This window comes from Mesorhizobium sp. M1169 (assembly GCF_040318345.1).
Classification (GTDB): Bacteria; Pseudomonadota; Alphaproteobacteria; order Rhizobiales; family Rhizobiaceae; genus Mesorhizobium.
Window position 1 is genome coordinate 1 of the sequence record NZ_JAMYME010000071.1, and the last position, 14,703, is coordinate 14,703.

Annotated in this window: 9 protein-coding genes; 2 read left to right on the plus strand and 7 right to left on the minus strand. The window is 62.4% G+C overall.

What is annotated here, in order from left to right:
- The 4 genes from NKH41_RS32685 to rpsL all read right to left on the minus strand — a co-directional run.
- The coding region (locus tag NKH41_RS32685; protein ID WP_352643320.1) for a GTP-binding protein at positions 1-151 on the minus strand (151 nt) is incomplete at its 3' end.
- Positions 152-218: 67 nt separating this feature from the next.
- Positions 219-2,309 (minus strand): elongation factor G, encoded by a 2,091-nt coding sequence (gene fusA / locus NKH41_RS32690; RefSeq protein WP_023680448.1) that lies wholly within the window; start codon positions 2,307-2,309, stop codon positions 219-221.
- A 30-nt stretch (positions 2,310-2,339) separates the two neighbouring features.
- Positions 2,340-2,810: a 30S ribosomal protein S7 gene (gene rpsG / locus NKH41_RS32695; protein WP_008875664.1), complete on the minus strand. Its 471-nt coding sequence runs from the start codon at positions 2,808-2,810 to the stop codon at positions 2,340-2,342.
- Positions 2,811-2,895: 85 nt separating this feature from the next.
- Positions 2,896-3,267, minus strand: coding sequence for a 30S ribosomal protein S12 (gene rpsL / locus NKH41_RS32700; protein WP_006333356.1), 372 nt, complete (start codon positions 3,265-3,267; stop codon positions 2,896-2,898).
- A 462-nt stretch (positions 3,268-3,729) separates the two neighbouring features.
- On the opposite strand from rpsL, the gene NKH41_RS32705 reads away from it, so the two are divergent.
- Complete coding sequence (locus NKH41_RS32705; RefSeq protein WP_254817147.1) at positions 3,730-4,011, plus strand: transcriptional regulator; 282 nt, start codon at positions 3,730-3,732, stop codon at positions 4,009-4,011.
- 123 nt (positions 4,012-4,134) lie between these two features.
- Positions 4,135-5,064: a Gfo/Idh/MocA family protein gene (locus tag NKH41_RS32710; protein WP_352935750.1), complete on the plus strand. Its 930-nt coding sequence runs from the start codon at positions 4,135-4,137 to the stop codon at positions 5,062-5,064.
- A 48-nt stretch (positions 5,065-5,112) separates the two neighbouring features.
- On the opposite strand, the gene NKH41_RS32715 is transcribed toward NKH41_RS32710, so the two are convergent.
- From NKH41_RS32715 to rpoB, 3 genes are all read right to left on the minus strand, one after another.
- Positions 5,113-5,778 carry an O-methyltransferase gene (locus NKH41_RS32715; RefSeq protein ID WP_352935753.1) on the minus strand — a complete coding sequence of 222 codons (666 nt, stop codon included), beginning with the start codon at positions 5,776-5,778 and terminating at the stop codon, positions 5,113-5,115.
- A gap of 83 nt (positions 5,779-5,861) precedes the next feature.
- On the minus strand, positions 5,862-10,058 hold the full coding sequence (rpoC, locus tag NKH41_RS32720) for a DNA-directed RNA polymerase subunit beta' (protein ID WP_352935756.1): 4,197 nt from the start codon (positions 10,056-10,058) through the stop codon (positions 5,862-5,864).
- A 131-nt stretch (positions 10,059-10,189) separates the two neighbouring features.
- Positions 10,190-14,326, minus strand: a complete 4,137-nt coding sequence (rpoB, locus tag NKH41_RS32725) for a DNA-directed RNA polymerase subunit beta (RefSeq protein WP_352682666.1) — start codon at positions 14,324-14,326, stop codon at positions 10,190-10,192.
- Positions 14,327-14,703 lie beyond the last annotated feature (377 nt).

Consider the following 14,703-nt stretch of genomic DNA (forward strand, 5'->3'; position numbering starts at 1 on the left):
CTTCGGGCGCCGCATCGATCTGGTCGTAGCGCTTGTATTCGCCAAAATACTTGGTGATCGCCGCCGTCAGCGACGTCTTGCCATGGTCGACGTGACCAATCGTGCCAATGTTCACATGAGGCTTAGTGCGCTCGAATTTACCTTTTGCCATGTGATCTCTCCATTCCTGCCAGCCCGTGCGGGCCTTGAATTAAGTTACTGATGCAACTCGTTTCGAGTTACGCGTATTTCTTCTGGACTTCCTGGGCGACCGCGGTCGGGACCGGCTCGTAGTGGTCGAACTGCATCGTGTAGGCCGCGCGGCCCTGGCTCATCGAGCGAAGGTTGTCCACGTATTTGAACATGTTGGCGAGCGGCACCATCGCGTTGATGACCACAGCTACGCCACGGGCTTCCTGGCCCTGGATCTGGCCGCGACGGCCGTTCAGGTCGCCGATTACGCTGCCGACATAATCTTCCGGCGTCACCACTTCGACCTTCATGATCGGCTCGAGCAACTGCACGCCAAGCTTGGGGGCTGCTTCACGGAAGCAGGCGCGGCCGGCGATTTCGAAGGCCAGAACCGACGAGTCCACGTCGTGGTAGGCGCCATCGATCAGCGTCGCCTTGACGCCGATCATCGGGAAGCCGGCGAACGGGCCCGAGGTCATGACGCTGTTGATGCCCTTTTCGACACCGGGGATGTATTCCTTCGGCACAGCGCCGCCGACGATCTTGGTTTCGAACTCGAATTCGCTGCTTTCCGGATTCGGCTCGAACAGGATCTTGACGCGGGCGAACTGGCCGGTACCGCCGGTCTGCTTCTTGTGCGTGTAGTCCTGCTCGTGCTTGCGGGTGATCGTCTCGCGGTAGGCCACCTGCGGCGCGCCGACATTGGCCTCGACCTTGAACTCGCGGCGCATGCGGTCGACGATGATGTCGAGGTGAAGCTCGCCCATGCCGGAAATGATCGTCTGGCCCGATTCCTCGTCGGTCTTGACGCGGAAGGACGGATCCTCGGCGGCCAGGCGGTGAAGGGCGAGACCCATCTTTTCCTGGTCGTTCTTGGTCTTCGGCTCGATGGCGATCTGGATGACCGGATCGGGGAATTCCATGCGCTCGAGGATGACCGGATGCAGCGGATCACTGAGCGTGTCGCCGGTGGTGGTGTCCTTGAGGCCAGCGAGGGCGACGATGTCGCCGGCAAACGCCTCTTCGACGTCGGCGCGCGAATTCGCATGCATCTGCAGCATGCGGCCGATGCGCTCTTTCTTGCCCTTCACGGTGTTGTCGACCGAGATGCCCTTGGTGAGCTTGCCCGAATAGATGCGGGCAAAGGTGAGCGAACCGACGAACGGGTCGTTCATGATCTTGAAAGCAAGCATCGACAGCGGCTCGTTGTCGTCGGCATGACGCTCGATCTCGGCGTCGGTCTTGGCGTCGACGCCCTTGATGGCCGGGACATCGGCCGGCGACGGCAGATATTCGACGACGGCGTCGAGCAGCGGCTGCACGCCCTTGTTCTTGAAGGCCGAGCCGCAGAACATCGGATAGAACTTCACCGCGATCGTGCCCTTGCGGATGAGCGCACGGATCTCGTCGTTGCTCGGCATCTTGCCTTCGAGGTAATTCTCGAGCGCCGTCTCGTCCATTTCGACGGCGGCCTCGATCATCTTCTCGCGGTATTCTTCGGCACGAGCCTTGAGGTCGGCAGGGATCTCGACGATGTCCCAGGCAGCGCCCAGCGTCTCGTCGCGCCAGACCAGCGCGTTCATCTCGACGAGGTCGACGACACCCTTGAACTCGGTCTCGGCGCCGATCGGCAGCTGCATGACGACGGCATGCGCACCGAGGCGCGATCCGATCATCTCGACCGAGCGGTAGAAGTCGGCGCCGATCTTGTCCATCTTGTTGCAGAAGATCATGCGCGGCACGCGATACTTGTCGGCCTGGCGCCAGACGGTCTCCGTCTGCGGCTCGACACCGGCATTGGCATCGAGCAGCGCAATGGCGCCGTCGAGCACGCGCAGCGAACGCTCGACTTCAATGGTGAAGTCGACGTGGCCGGGGGTGTCGATGATGTTGAAGCGGTGCATCTTGCCGTCGCGACCCTTCCAGAAGGTCGTGGTCGCGGCCGACGTGATGGTGATGCCGCGCTCCTGCTCCTGCTCCATCCAATCCATGGTGGCAGCGCCGTCGTGGACTTCGCCGATCTTGTGCGACTTGCCCGTGTAATAGAGGACGCGCTCGGTGGTCGTCGTCTTGCCGGCGTCGATGTGCGCCATGATACCGAAATTGCGGTAGTCTTCGATTTTATATTCGCGGGCCATGGGAGGTGCCTCTTCAGTCTCGTTCGCGCTTTACCAGCGGTAGTGCGCGAAAGCGCGGTTGGCTTCTGCCATCTTGTGGGTGTCTTCACGCTTCTTGACGGCGGTGCCGCGGTTGTTGGCCGCGTCCATCAGCTCGCCGGAGAGGCGGTCGACCATAGTGGTCTCGTTGCGGTTGCGGGCGGCGGCGATCAACCAGCGGATGGCCAATGCCTGACGGCGCTCGGGGCGCACATCGACTGGAACCTGGTAGGTGGCGCCGCCGACGCGGCGCGAACGCACTTCCACATGCGGCGCGACATTGTCGAGCGCCTGATGGAAGACGGTGACCGGCTCCTGCTTGGTCTTGGACTGAACCTGGTCGAGCGCGCCGTAGACGATGGTCTCGGCAACCGACTTCTTGCCGTCATACATGACGGCGTTCATGAACTTGGTGACGATCAGATCGCCGAACTTGGGGTCCGGATTGATCTCACGCTTTTCTGCACTGTGACGACGGGACATTTTTTCTCTGCCTCAATTCTACGCGGTGGCCTGGATCCCGGATCGTCGCTTGACGCCGCCCGGAACGACCTTGGCTACGCTTCGGTCACTTCGGACGCTTGGCGCCGTATTTCGAACGGCGCTGCTTGCGGTTCTTCACGCCTTGCGTGTCGAGCACGCCGCGGATGATGTGGTAACGGACGCCCGGAAGATCCTTGACGCGACCGCCGCGGATCATCACCACCGAGTGCTCCTGAAGGTTGTGGCCTTCGCCGGGGATGTAACCGATCACTTCAAAACCATTGGTCAGGCGGATCTTGGCCACCTTGCGCAGCGCCGAGTTCGGCTTCTTCGGCGTCGTGGTGTAGACGCGCGTGCAGACGCCCCGCTTCTGCGGGTTCTGCTGCATGGCCGGGACCTTGTTGCGCTTCACCGGCGCAATGCGCGGCTTGCGGATCAGCTGGTTGACGGTAGGCATTAAACCCTCTTGTCTCTCAATTCCGTATCTCGCCCGGTCAGGGCCGCTCAAAGCGTCACTTCCATACGCAAATTCGGGCCACAAACCGCGCCTCGCGGTCTTGCCCGAACAAATGGCAGAGGAAGCGGAAGCCGCTTCGTGCACGCCGGAAATGTCTTTTCGCTCGTAAAACGAACCCTGTTTGAGGCAAACTCCAAAGCGTGTCGCTTCGGAAGCAAGAGCCTCACATCGGTTCTGACTGGGCGGCTTCTACTCGTATGGCCACTGTCCGTCAACCCCGGAGCGGCAAATATTGCGCTGAACCCGAGGCGTGGCAGCCATGCGAAAAGCGCATGTAATTTTCTTGCGCCGTTTTTCAAGAGGAAGCCAGAAAGTGACCGGCTTGCGGCTGTTTCCAGGCCGTGCTTCGTGCGAAAAGGCGGCATGAGCAGCCCAAACCCCCTCGCCCGGAGGTACGAACCCGTGAATGACAATGAGGAGCGCCCGGTCACCATTATTACCGGCCGGGTGTGGAAGCGCAAAGGCGGCAAGCCGGAAGGCGTGCATGTGATGCTGGTCGCGCCGGACGACGATTCGGCGGTGCGCCGCGCTCTCGAATCACTTGCCGCGGAAGGTTATGCCGAGGCCGAGCTCGATCAGATCGGCGACCTGGACGGCGTGCCCGACGAGGAGCCGCATCTGTCCGCCTATCAGGGCGCGCTCGAAGGCGAAGTGTCGATCGTGACGTTCGATGTGCCGATCTGAAGAGATCTGAATCGCGGTCGATCTCACGGGCCGGCGACAAAGCCCGGCGACTTGCCCGGCACAAGTTCTCTGCTAAGAAGCGACCTCTGGCAAAACCAAGCACACTCAACCTGCGGAGTTCCCATGTCCTCTAATCCCATCAAGCTCGGCATCGTCGGCGTGGGAAAGATCGTCCGCGACCAGCACCTGCCGGCCTTGGCGAAGGACCAGGATTATCGCCTGGTCGCCGCAGCGAGCCGGCACGGCAAAGTGGAAGACATCCCGAACTTCCCGACGATCGAGGCGATGCTCGACGCGGTGCCGGAGCTCGAGGCGGTGTCGCTGTGCATGCCGCCGCAGTTTCGTTACGACGCCGCGCGCTTGGCGCTCACGGCGAAAAAGCACGTCTTCCTAGAAAAGCCGCCCGGCGCCACGGTCAGCGAAGTCGAAGACCTGAAGGCGCTGGCGGCAGCGAACGGCGTCTGCCTATTCGCCAGCTGGCACTCGCGCTATGCGCCGGCTGTCGAAGCTGCGCGCGCATTCCTTGGATCGACAACGATCAGGTCGGCCGCCATCAATTGGAAAGAAGACGTGCGCCGCTGGCATCCGAATCAGGAATGGATCTGGGCTCCCGGCGGCTTTGGCGTGTTCGATCCCGGCATCAACGCGCTGTCGATCGCTACCCACATCCTGCCGCCGATGTTCATCAGCTCGGCAGAACTCGATTTCCCCGAGAACCGCGCGGCCCCGATCGCCGCCCATATCGCTTTCCGCACTTCGAACGGTCTGCCGGTGACGATGGAACTCGACTGGCGTCAGACCGGCCCGCAAAGCTGGGACATCCTGGCCGATACCGAGGCCGGATCGATGGTGCTTTCTGGCGGCGGCTCAAAGCTTGCCATCGATGGCCGCGTCGTTCACGAGGAGCCGGAAGCCGAATACCCGATGCTCTACAAGCGCTTTGCCGAGATCGTGCGCGCCGGCACCTCCGACGTCGATCTCGCGCCCCTGCAGCACGTCGCCGACGCCTTCATGCTCGGCAAGCGCAATGTGGTGGAAGCTTTTTTCGACTGATCAGTGGGCGCCGCCGGATCGCAGGTCCGGCCGGCGCACCGCACAAATTCAATTAACGATCGCTATTGCAAAGCCGTCATAGCCCTTGGCGCCAACAGTCTGGATCGCGGTGCCTTCCAGACGTTTGTCGCTGCCGATGAACGAGAACGCCGCGCGTGCCCCTTCGACATTGGCATCGCGACCATCTTCATTCACCACCGCGCCGTCACGGATGACATTGTCGCAGACGATAACGGTCCCCGGCCTCGAAAGACGCATGGCCCAGGACAGATAGTGCGGGTTGTTCGGCTTGTCGGCGTCGATGAAGATGAAGTCGAACGGCCCGGCATTCTCGGCGCCTAAGGCCGCAAGCGATTGAAGCGCCGGTCCGACTCGCAGTTCCACACGGTCAGGCACCCCTGCTCGTTCAAAGTTCGACCGCGCGACACTGGCGTGGTGCGGATCAAGCTCGAGCGTCACGACCTTGCCGTCCATCGGCAATGCTCGCGCCATCCAGATTGTCGAATAACCGCCCAACGTGCCGATTTCGAGTACCTTCCTCGCTCCCTGCATTCGCGCAAGAAGTGAGAGCAGCTTGCCTTGTGCCGGGGAAACGTCGATAGGCGGCAGGCCCTGATCATGGTTGGCCGCCAGAACGGCATCGAGTGCGGGATCCGCCTCGAAAAGAGCTTCGACAATGTAGTCGTCGACAGAAGCCCAGATCTTCCTGCTCATCGTTCTCCTCCGATCCGATTGGGGAACCACAACGCGAAAAGGGGCCACCTGGGCCCCTTTTCTATCTTCTCTTTCTTGTGCGCTTACTGCGCGGCGTTAACCATGTCGGTCAGCATCGGCTCGGCGACCTCGACGCCGGACGCCTTGCGGCGCTCGTCGATGATCAACTCGTCGCGCGAGGTGGCGATGCGCCGGATCTGGCTCATCGTACCGCCGGTACCGGCCGGGATCAGCCGGCCGACGATGACGTTTTCCTTCAGCCCCTGCAGCATGTCGGTCTTGCCGGCAACCGCAGCTTCGGTCAGCACCCTCGTCGTCTCCTGGAAGGAAGCGGCGGAGATGAAGGACGGCGTCTGCAGCGAGGCCTTGGTGATGCCGAGCAGCACCGGCTGGCCTTCGGCCGGCTTCTTGCCTTCCTCGATCAGGCGCTCATTGACCTCTTCCAGCTCGATCACGTCGACGTGGTCGCCCGGAATGTAGGTCGAATCGCCCTGCGTGGTGATCTCGACCTTCTGCAGCATCTGGCGAACGATCACCTCGATGTGCTTGTCGTTGATCGACACGCCCTGCAGTCGGTAGACCTCCTGGATTTCGTTGACGAGGTAGGAGGCAAGCGCCTCCACGCCCTTGATCGCCAGGATGTCGTGCGGCGCCGGATTACCGTCGAGGATGTAGTCGCCCTTCTCGATGACGTCGCCGTCCTGGAGATGGAACGGCTTGCCCTTCGGGATCAGATATTCGACCGGCTCAAGCGTCGAATCATGCGGCTCGATGATGATGCGGCGCTTGTTCTTGTAGTCGCGGCCGAAGCGGATCGTGCCATCGATCTCGGCGATGATGGCGTGATCCTTCGGACGGCGTGCCTCGAACAGTTCGGCAACACGCGGCAGACCGCCGGTGATGTCCTTGGTCTTGGCGCTTTCCATCGGGATACGCGCCAGCACGTCGCCGGGGCGAACCTGTGCACCCGGCTCGACCGAAAGAATGGCCTCGACCGAGAGCAGGAAGCGGGCGTCGCCACCCTTCGACAGCTTGCCGACCTTGCCCTTGGCGTCCTGGACGACGATCGCCGGCTTGAGGTCGTTGCCGCGTGGCGTCGAACGCCAGTCGATGACCTCGCGCTTGGTGATGCCGGTCGATTCGTCGGCGGTTTCCTGAACGGAAATGCCATCGACCAAATCCTCGAACGCTACCCTGCCCTCGATTTCGGTGAGGACCGGGCGGGTATAGGGATCCCACTCGGCAATGCGCTGGCCGCGCTTCACCTTGTCGCCATCGTCGACGAAGATGCGCGAACCGTAGGTGACGCGGTGCGTGGCGCGTTCCTTGCCGGCCTCGTCGAGGATCAGCACCGCCATGTTGCGGCCCATGACCATCAGCTGGCCGTCGGAGTTGCGCACCACGTTGCGGTTGCGGATCTCGACCTTGCCCTCATAGGAGGCTTCAAGGAACGAGGAATCCACCACCTGCGCCGTGCCGCCCATGTGGAAGGTACGCATGGTGAGCTGGGTGCCCGGCTCGCCGATCGACTGCGCCGCGATAACGCCGACAGCCTCGCCCTGGTTGACGGGCGTGCCGCGGGCCAGATCGCGGCCGTAGCAGACCGCGCAGACGCCGACCCTGACCTCGCAGGTCAGCGCCGAACGGATGCGAACCGACTGCACGCCGGCCTTTTCGATCAGTTCCACGTCACGCTCGTCCATCAGCGTTCCGGCCTTGACCAGAACCTCGCCGGTGACCGGGTGGGTGATGTCGTCGAGCGAGGTGCGGCCGAGAACGCGCTGGCCAACCGAAGCGACGACCTGACCGGCATCGACGATCGGCTGCATGGTGAGGCCCTTGTCGGTGCCGCAGTCGAGCGAGTTGACGATGCAGTCCTGCGCCACGTCGACGAGACGACGCGTCAGGTAACCCGAGTTCGCCGTCTTCAAGGCGGTGTCGGCCAGACCCTTGCGGGCGCCGTGAGTCGAGTTGAAGTACTCGAGAACGGTGAGGCCTTCCTTGAAGTTCGAGATGATCGGCGTCTCGATGATTTCACCGCTAGGCTTGGCCATCAGGCCCCGCATGCCGGCGAGCTGGCGCATCTGGGTGGGCGAGCCGCGCGCACCGGAGTGCGACATCATGTAGATCGAGTTCATCGGCTTCTGACGGCCGTTGTCCTCAAACTCGACCGCCTTGATGCGGGCCATCATTTCGTCGGCGACCTTTTCCGAGCACTTGGCCCAGGCGTCGACGACCTTGTTGTACTTCTCGCCCTGGGTGATCAGACCGTCATTGTACTGCTGCTCGTACTCCTTGGCCAAAGCCTCGGTGTCGGAGACCAGCTTGATCTTGGCGTCCGGGATCAGCATGTCGTCCTTGCCGAACGAAATGCCGGCACGGCAGGCGTGGCTGAAGCCGAGAGCCATGATGCGATCGCAGAAAATGACCGTCTCCTTCTGACCGCAATGGCGGTAGACGGTGTCGATCATCTTGGAGATGTTCTTCTTGGTCATCTCCTGGTTGGCGGTCTCGTAGGGCACGTTGTGGTTCTTCGGCAGCAGCTCGCCGATGATCATGCGGCCAGGCGTGGTGTCGTAGATCTTCGACACGACCTTGCCGTCGGCGTCGACCGTGCGGAAGCGCCCCTTGATCTTGGCATGCAGCGTCACCGCCTTGGTCTCGAGCGCGTGCTGGAGTTCGCCCATGTCGGCAAACACCATGCCCTCGCCCGGCTCGTTCTGATTGACGATCGAAAGGTAGTAGAGACCGAGAACCATGTCCTGCGACGGCACGATGATCGGCGCGCCGGAAGCCGGGTGCAGGATGTTGTTGGTCGACATCATCAGCACGCGGGCTTCAAGCTGCGCTTCCAGCGACAGCGGCACGTGGACCGCCATCTGGTCGCCGTCGAAATCGGCGTTGAAGGCCGTGCAGACCAGCGGGTGAAGCTGGATCGCCTTGCCTTCGATCAGGATCGGCTCGAACGCCTGGATACCAAGGCGGTGCAGCGTCGGTGCGCGGTTCAGCAGCACCGGATGCTCGCGGATGACCTCGTCGAGGATATCCCAGACCTCCGGACGCTCCTTCTCGACCAGCTTCTTCGCCTGCTTGACGGTCGAGGAGTAGCCCTTGGCGTCGAGACGGGCGTAGATGAAGGGCTTGAACAGTTCGAGCGCCATCTTCTTCGGCAGGCCGCACTGGTGCAGCTTGAGCTCCGGACCGGTGACGATGACCGAGCGGCCGGAATAGTCGACGCGCTTGCCGAGCAGGTTCTGGCGGAACCGGCCCTGCTTGCCCTTCAGCATGTCGGACAGCGACTTCAGCGGACGCTTGTTGGCGCCGGTGATGACGCGGCCGCGGCGGCCGTTGTCGAACAGCGCATCGACGGCTTCCTGCAGCATGCGCTTTTCATTGCGCACGATGATGCCGGGCGCGCGCAGCTCGATCAGCCGCTTCAAGCGGTTGTTGCGGTTGATGACGCGGCGATAGAGGTCGTTCAGATCCGACGTGGCGAAACGGCCGCCGTCCAGCGGGACAAGCGGGCGCAGATCCGGCGGAATCACCGGAACCACCTTCATGATCATCCATTCCGGACGGTTGCCGGACTCCATGAAGTTCTCGACGACCTTGAGCCGCTTGAGGTACTTCTTCTGCTTTAGCTCGGAGGTTGTTGAAGCCAGCTCAGAACGCAGGTCGCCGGCGATCTTCTCGAGGTCCATGCCGGCCAGAAGGTCGTGGATCGCCTCGGCGCCGATCATGGCGGTGAACGAATCCTCGCCATACTCGTCGACGGCCATCATGTACTCTTCCTCGCTGAGCAGCTGGTGCTCCTTCAGCGCGGTGAGGCCGGGTTCGGTAACGATGTAGTTCTCGAAGTAGAGGACCCGCTCGATGTCCTTCAGCGTCATGTCGAGCAGCGTGCCGATGCGCGACGGCAGCGACTTCAGGAACCAGATGTGGGCGACCGGTGCCGCCAGCTCGATATGGCCCATGCGCTCGCGGCGGACGCGCGACAGCGTGACTTCGACGCCGCACTTCTCGCAGATGACGCCCTTGTATTTCATGCGCTTGTACTTGCCGCACAGGCACTCATAGTCCTTGATCGGGCCAAAAATGCGCGCGCAGAACAGGCCGTCACGCTCCGGCTTGAAGGTGCGGTAGTTGATGGTCTCCGGCTTCTTGATCTCGCCGAACGACCAGGACAGAATCTTCTCAGGGCTGGCAAGCGAGATCCGGATGGAATCGAACACCTGCGCAGGCGCCTGGGGATTGAAGAGATTCATGACCTCTTGGTTCATGCCGTTCTCCTTTTCGGGGTCCTCGAAAACCCCTTGCATCTAGCGCGGGCCAAACGCCCGCCGACTTGATCGGCCATCGGCCGAGAATTTGGTGCGTCCGGTCGCGGGAAGACCGCGGCCGGACGTCTTGCTTACTCGGCCGCGTCGGGCAGCCGGATCGGGTTGTCGTCGAGCTTGGTGTTCTCCAGCTCGACATTGAGGCCGAGAGACCGCATTTCCTTGACGAGAACGTTGAAGCTCTCGGGAATGCCGGCCTCGAAGGTGTCGTCGCCTCTGACGATCGCCTCGTAGACCTTGGTGCGTCCGGCGACGTCATCCGACTTCACCGTCAGCATCTCCTGCAGCGTGTAGGCGGCGCCGTACGCTTCGAGCGCCCAGACCTCCATCTCGCCGAAGCGCTGGCCACCGAACTGCGCCTTGCCGCCCAGCGGCTGCTGGGTAACGAGCGAGTACGGACCGATCGAACGCGCGTGGATCTTGTCGTCCACAAGGTGGTGAAGCTTGAGCATATATATGTAACCCATCGTCACTTTGCGATCGAACGGCTCGCCGGTGCGCCCGTCATAGAGCTGCGACTGACCGCTGGTGTGCAGGCCCGCCTGCTCCAGCATGATGTTGATGTCGGCCTCATGCGCGCCGTCGAACACCGGTGTCGCGATGGAGACGCCGCGGCGCATCTGCTCGCTGAGGCGAACGATGCTCTCGTCGTCATATTCGCGGACCGGCTCGTTGCGGTCGTTGGCCGGCATGAAGCTCTCGAGCGTCTTGCGCAGCGGCTTGATGTCGCCCGCTGTCTTGTACGCATCGATCAGATCGCCGATCTTCCTGCCCATTCCGGCGCAGGCCCAGCCCAGGTGCGTTTCCAGAATCTGGCCGACATTCATGCGCGACGGCACACCCAGCGGGTTGAGCACGATGTCGGCATGCGTGCCGTCCTCGAGGAAAGGCATGTCCTCAACCGGAACGATCCGCGACACGACACCCTTGTTGCCGTGTCGGCCGGCCATCTTGTCGCCGGGCTGCATCTTGCGCTTCACGGCCACGAAGACCTTGACCATCTTCATGACGCCCGGAGGCATCTCGTCGCCGCGCTGCACCTTCTCGACCTTGTCCATGAAGCGCTGCTCGAGCGCCTTCTTGGAATCGTCGTACTGGCCACGCAGGGCTTCCAGTTCGCTCTGGAGCTTTTCGTTCTCCACGGCAAACTGCCACCACTGCGAACGCGGATACTCGTCGAGCGTGTCCTTCGACAGCTTCGAGCCCTTCTTGAAGCCCTTCGGCCCGGCAATCGCTTCCTTGCCGACGAGAACGTCGGAAAGGCGCGAATAGACGTTGCGGTCGAGGATCGCCTGCTCGTCGTCGCGGTCCTTGGCGAGGCGTTCGATCTCCTCGCGCTCGATGGCCATGGCGCGCTCGTCCTTCTCGACGCCGTGGCGGTTGAAGACACGCACTTCGACGACGGTGCCGAAGGTTCCCGGAGGCATGCGCATCGAGGTGTCGCGCACGTCCGAGGCCTTTTCACCGAAGATGGCGCGCAGCAGCTTTTCTTCCGGCGTCATCGGGCTTTCGCCCTTCGGCGTGATCTTGCCGACCAGGATGTCGCCCGGCTGCACTTCCGCACCGATGTAGACGATGCCGGCCTCATCGAGGTTCTTCAGCGCTTCTTCCGAGACGTTGGGAATGTCGCGCGTGATCTCCTCCGGCCCCAGCTTGGTGTCGCGGGCCATGACTTCGAACTCCTCGATGTGGATCGAGGTGAAGACGTCGTCGGCGACGATGCGCTCGGACAGGAGGATGGAATCCTCGTAGTTGTAGCCGTTCCACGGCATGAACGCGACCAGCACGTTACGGCCGAGGGCCAGATCGCCGAGCTCGGTCGACGGGCCGTCGGCGATGATGTCGCCCTTGTTGACCCGGTCGCCCATGCGCACCAGGGGACGCTGGTTGATGCAGGTGTTCTGGTTCGAACGCTGGAACTTCATCAGCCGGTAGATGTCGACGCCGGACTTGCCGGGATCGAGATCTTCCGTGGCGCGGATGACGATACGCGTCGCGTCCACCTGGTCGACGATGCCGCCGCGGCGGGCGCCGATGGCGGCGCCCGAGTCACGGGCGACGATAGGCTCCATGCCGGTGCCGACGAACGGCGCTTCGGCGCGCACCAGCGGCACGGCCTGACGCTGCATGTTCGAGCCCATCAGCGCACGGTTGGCGTCGTCGTTCTCGAGGAACGGGATCAGGGCCGCGGCCACCGACACCATCTGCTTCGGCGACACGTCCATCAGATCGACGTTTTCGCGCGGCGCCATCATCACTTCGCCGGCGTTGCGGCAAATGACGAATTCGTCGACGAAATGACCATTCTTGTCGAGCTCGGCATTGGCCTGCGCGACGTGGTGCTTGGCCTCTTCCATAGCCGACAGGTAAACGACCTCATTGGTCAGCTTGCCGTTGACGATCTTGCGGTACGGGCTCTCGATGAAGCCGTATTTGTTGACGCGCGCGAAGGTCGCAAGTGAGTTGATCAGGCCGATGTTCGGGCCTTCCGGCGTCTCGATCGGGCAGATGCGGCCGTAATGCGTCGGGTGCACGTCGCGCACTTCGAAACCGGCACGCTCGCGGGTCAGACCGCCCGGTCCAAGCGCCGAAAGACGGCGCTTGTGGGTGATCTCCGACAGCGGGTTGGTCTGATCCATGAACTGCGACAGCTGCGAGGAACCGAAGAACTCGCGCACGGCGGCAGCCGCCGGCTTGGCGTTGATCAGGTCCTGCGGCATCACCGTGTCGATCTCGATCGAGGACATGCGTTCCTTGATCGCGCGCTCCATGCGCAGCAGGCCGACGCGGTACTGGTTCTCCATCAGCTCGCCGACCGAACGCACGCGGCGGTTGCCGAGATTGTCGATGTCGTCGATCTCGCCCTTGCCGTCGCGCAGTTCGACGAGCGTCTTGACCACGGCCAGGATGTCGTCCTTGCGCAGCACGCGCACGGTATCCTCGGCCTTGAGCTCGAGGCGCATGTTCATCTTGACGCGGCCAACGGCCGACAGATCATAGCGCTCGCTGTCGAAGAACAGCGAGTTGAACATGGCCTCAGCGGTTTCCAGCGTCGGCGGCTCGCCGGGGCGCATGACGCGGTAGATGTCGAACAGCGCGTCCTGGCGGCTCTCGTTCTTGTCGACGTTGAGCGTGTTGCGGATGTAGGCGCCGACGTTGACGTGGTCGATGTCGAGGACCTTGATCTCATCGTCACCGGTGCCAAGCAGCACTTTCAGCGTCTTTTCGTCGATCTCGTCACCGGCTTCGAGGAAGATCTCGCCGGTCCCGTAGTTGACAATATCCTCGGCAAGGTAGTTGCCGAGCAGATCCTCGTCGGTCGCCTTGATCGCCTTGAGACCCTTTTCGCCAAGCGCCCTGGCCTGGCGGGCGGTGATCTTCTTGCCGGCCTCGACGACGACCTCGCCGGTGTCGGCGTCGACCAGGTCACCAACGGCCTTGAGGCCGCGGAAACGGTCGACGTTGAACGGGATGCGCCAATGGTCGCCGGCGCGCTTGTAGGTGATCTTGTTGTAGAAGGTCGACAGGATCTCTTCGCCGTCCATGCCGAGCGCCATCAGCAGCGACGTCACCGGGATCTTGCGGCGGCGATCGATGCGGGCATGCACGACGTCCTTGCTATCGAACTCGATGTCGAGCCACGAACCGCGATAGGGAATGACGCGCGCGGCAAACAGGAGCTTGCCGGACGAGTGCGACTTGCCCTTGTCATGGTCGAAGAAGACGCCTGGCGAACGGTGCATCTGCGAGACGATGACGCGCTCGGTGCCGTTGACGATGAAGGTGCCGTTCAAGGTCATGAGCGGCATGTCGCCCATGTAGACGTCCTGCTCCTTGATGTCCTTGATCGACTTGGCGCCGGTATCCTCGTCGATATCGAACACGATGAGGCGCAGCGTCACCTTGAGCGGCGCCGCATAGGTCAGGTCGCGCTGACGGCATTCGTCAACGTCGAATTTCGGTCCCTCGAACTCATACTTCACAAATTCCAGCATCGAGGAGCCGGAAAAATCGGAAATCGGGAAGACCGACTTGAAAACTGCCTGCAGTCCCTCGTCAGGACGCCCACCCTTGGGCTCCTCCACCATCAGGAACTGGTCATAGGATGCCTTCTGAACCTCGATCAGGTTCGGCATCTCCGCAACTTCCGGGATCTTTCCGAAAAACTTGCGTACGCGTCTGCGGCCATTGAAAGTCTGGGTCTGGGCCATCGTCGCTCCTTAGCTCAATTCTCGGGACGAGCCTCGCCGCGGCTCGCCTTGCATCTCGGGCCACCTTGGCGGCCCTGTATTGTTGCCCACCGCCTGTCGGCGGCTTCTTGTCTTTTCACCCGGCGCCAATTGGCGCCGGGCCAGAAACGGGAGAAAACCCGTTTCCTGAAGGCCGGTTTGCGGCCCTCAGGAAAGAGGTTTTCGCACTCTTCGCGTTACGCAGCCTCCCTTCGACGCGAAAGGAGTGGCGGGCGGGGCGACGCCCGCACCCGGGACGAAACGCTTTATTCACTTATCCCTTGGCGCCCGCGGGGAGCAGCAGGGCCGGTGACTTTTCAGCCTCGGGCGTGGGGACGGGGTCGGTGTACCGGGTAGGG

Bases quoted from the DNA above. Each gene is read 5' to 3' on its own strand.
- fusA (WP_023680448.1), bottom strand. From the start codon at position 2,309: ATGGCCCGCGAATATAAAATCGAAGACTACCGCAATTTCGGTATCATG.
- rpsG (WP_008875664.1), bottom strand. From the start codon at position 2,810: ATGTCCCGTCGTCACAGTGCAGAAAAGCGTGAGATCAATCCGGACCCC.
- rpsL (WP_006333356.1), bottom strand. From the start codon at position 3,267: ATGCCTACCGTCAACCAGCTGATCCGCAAGCCGCGCATTGCGCCGGTG.
- NKH41_RS32710 (WP_352935750.1), top strand. From the start codon at position 4,135: ATGTCCTCTAATCCCATCAAGCTCGGCATCGTCGGCGTGGGAAAGATC.
- NKH41_RS32715 (WP_352935753.1), bottom strand. From the start codon at position 5,778: ATGAGCAGGAAGATCTGGGCTTCTGTCGACGACTACATTGTCGAAGCT.
- rpoC (WP_352935756.1), bottom strand. From the start codon at position 10,058: ATGAACCAAGAGGTCATGAATCTCTTCAATCCCCAGGCGCCTGCGCAG.
- rpoB (WP_352682666.1), bottom strand. From the start codon at position 14,326: ATGGCCCAGACCCAGACTTTCAATGGCCGCAGACGCGTACGCAAGTTT.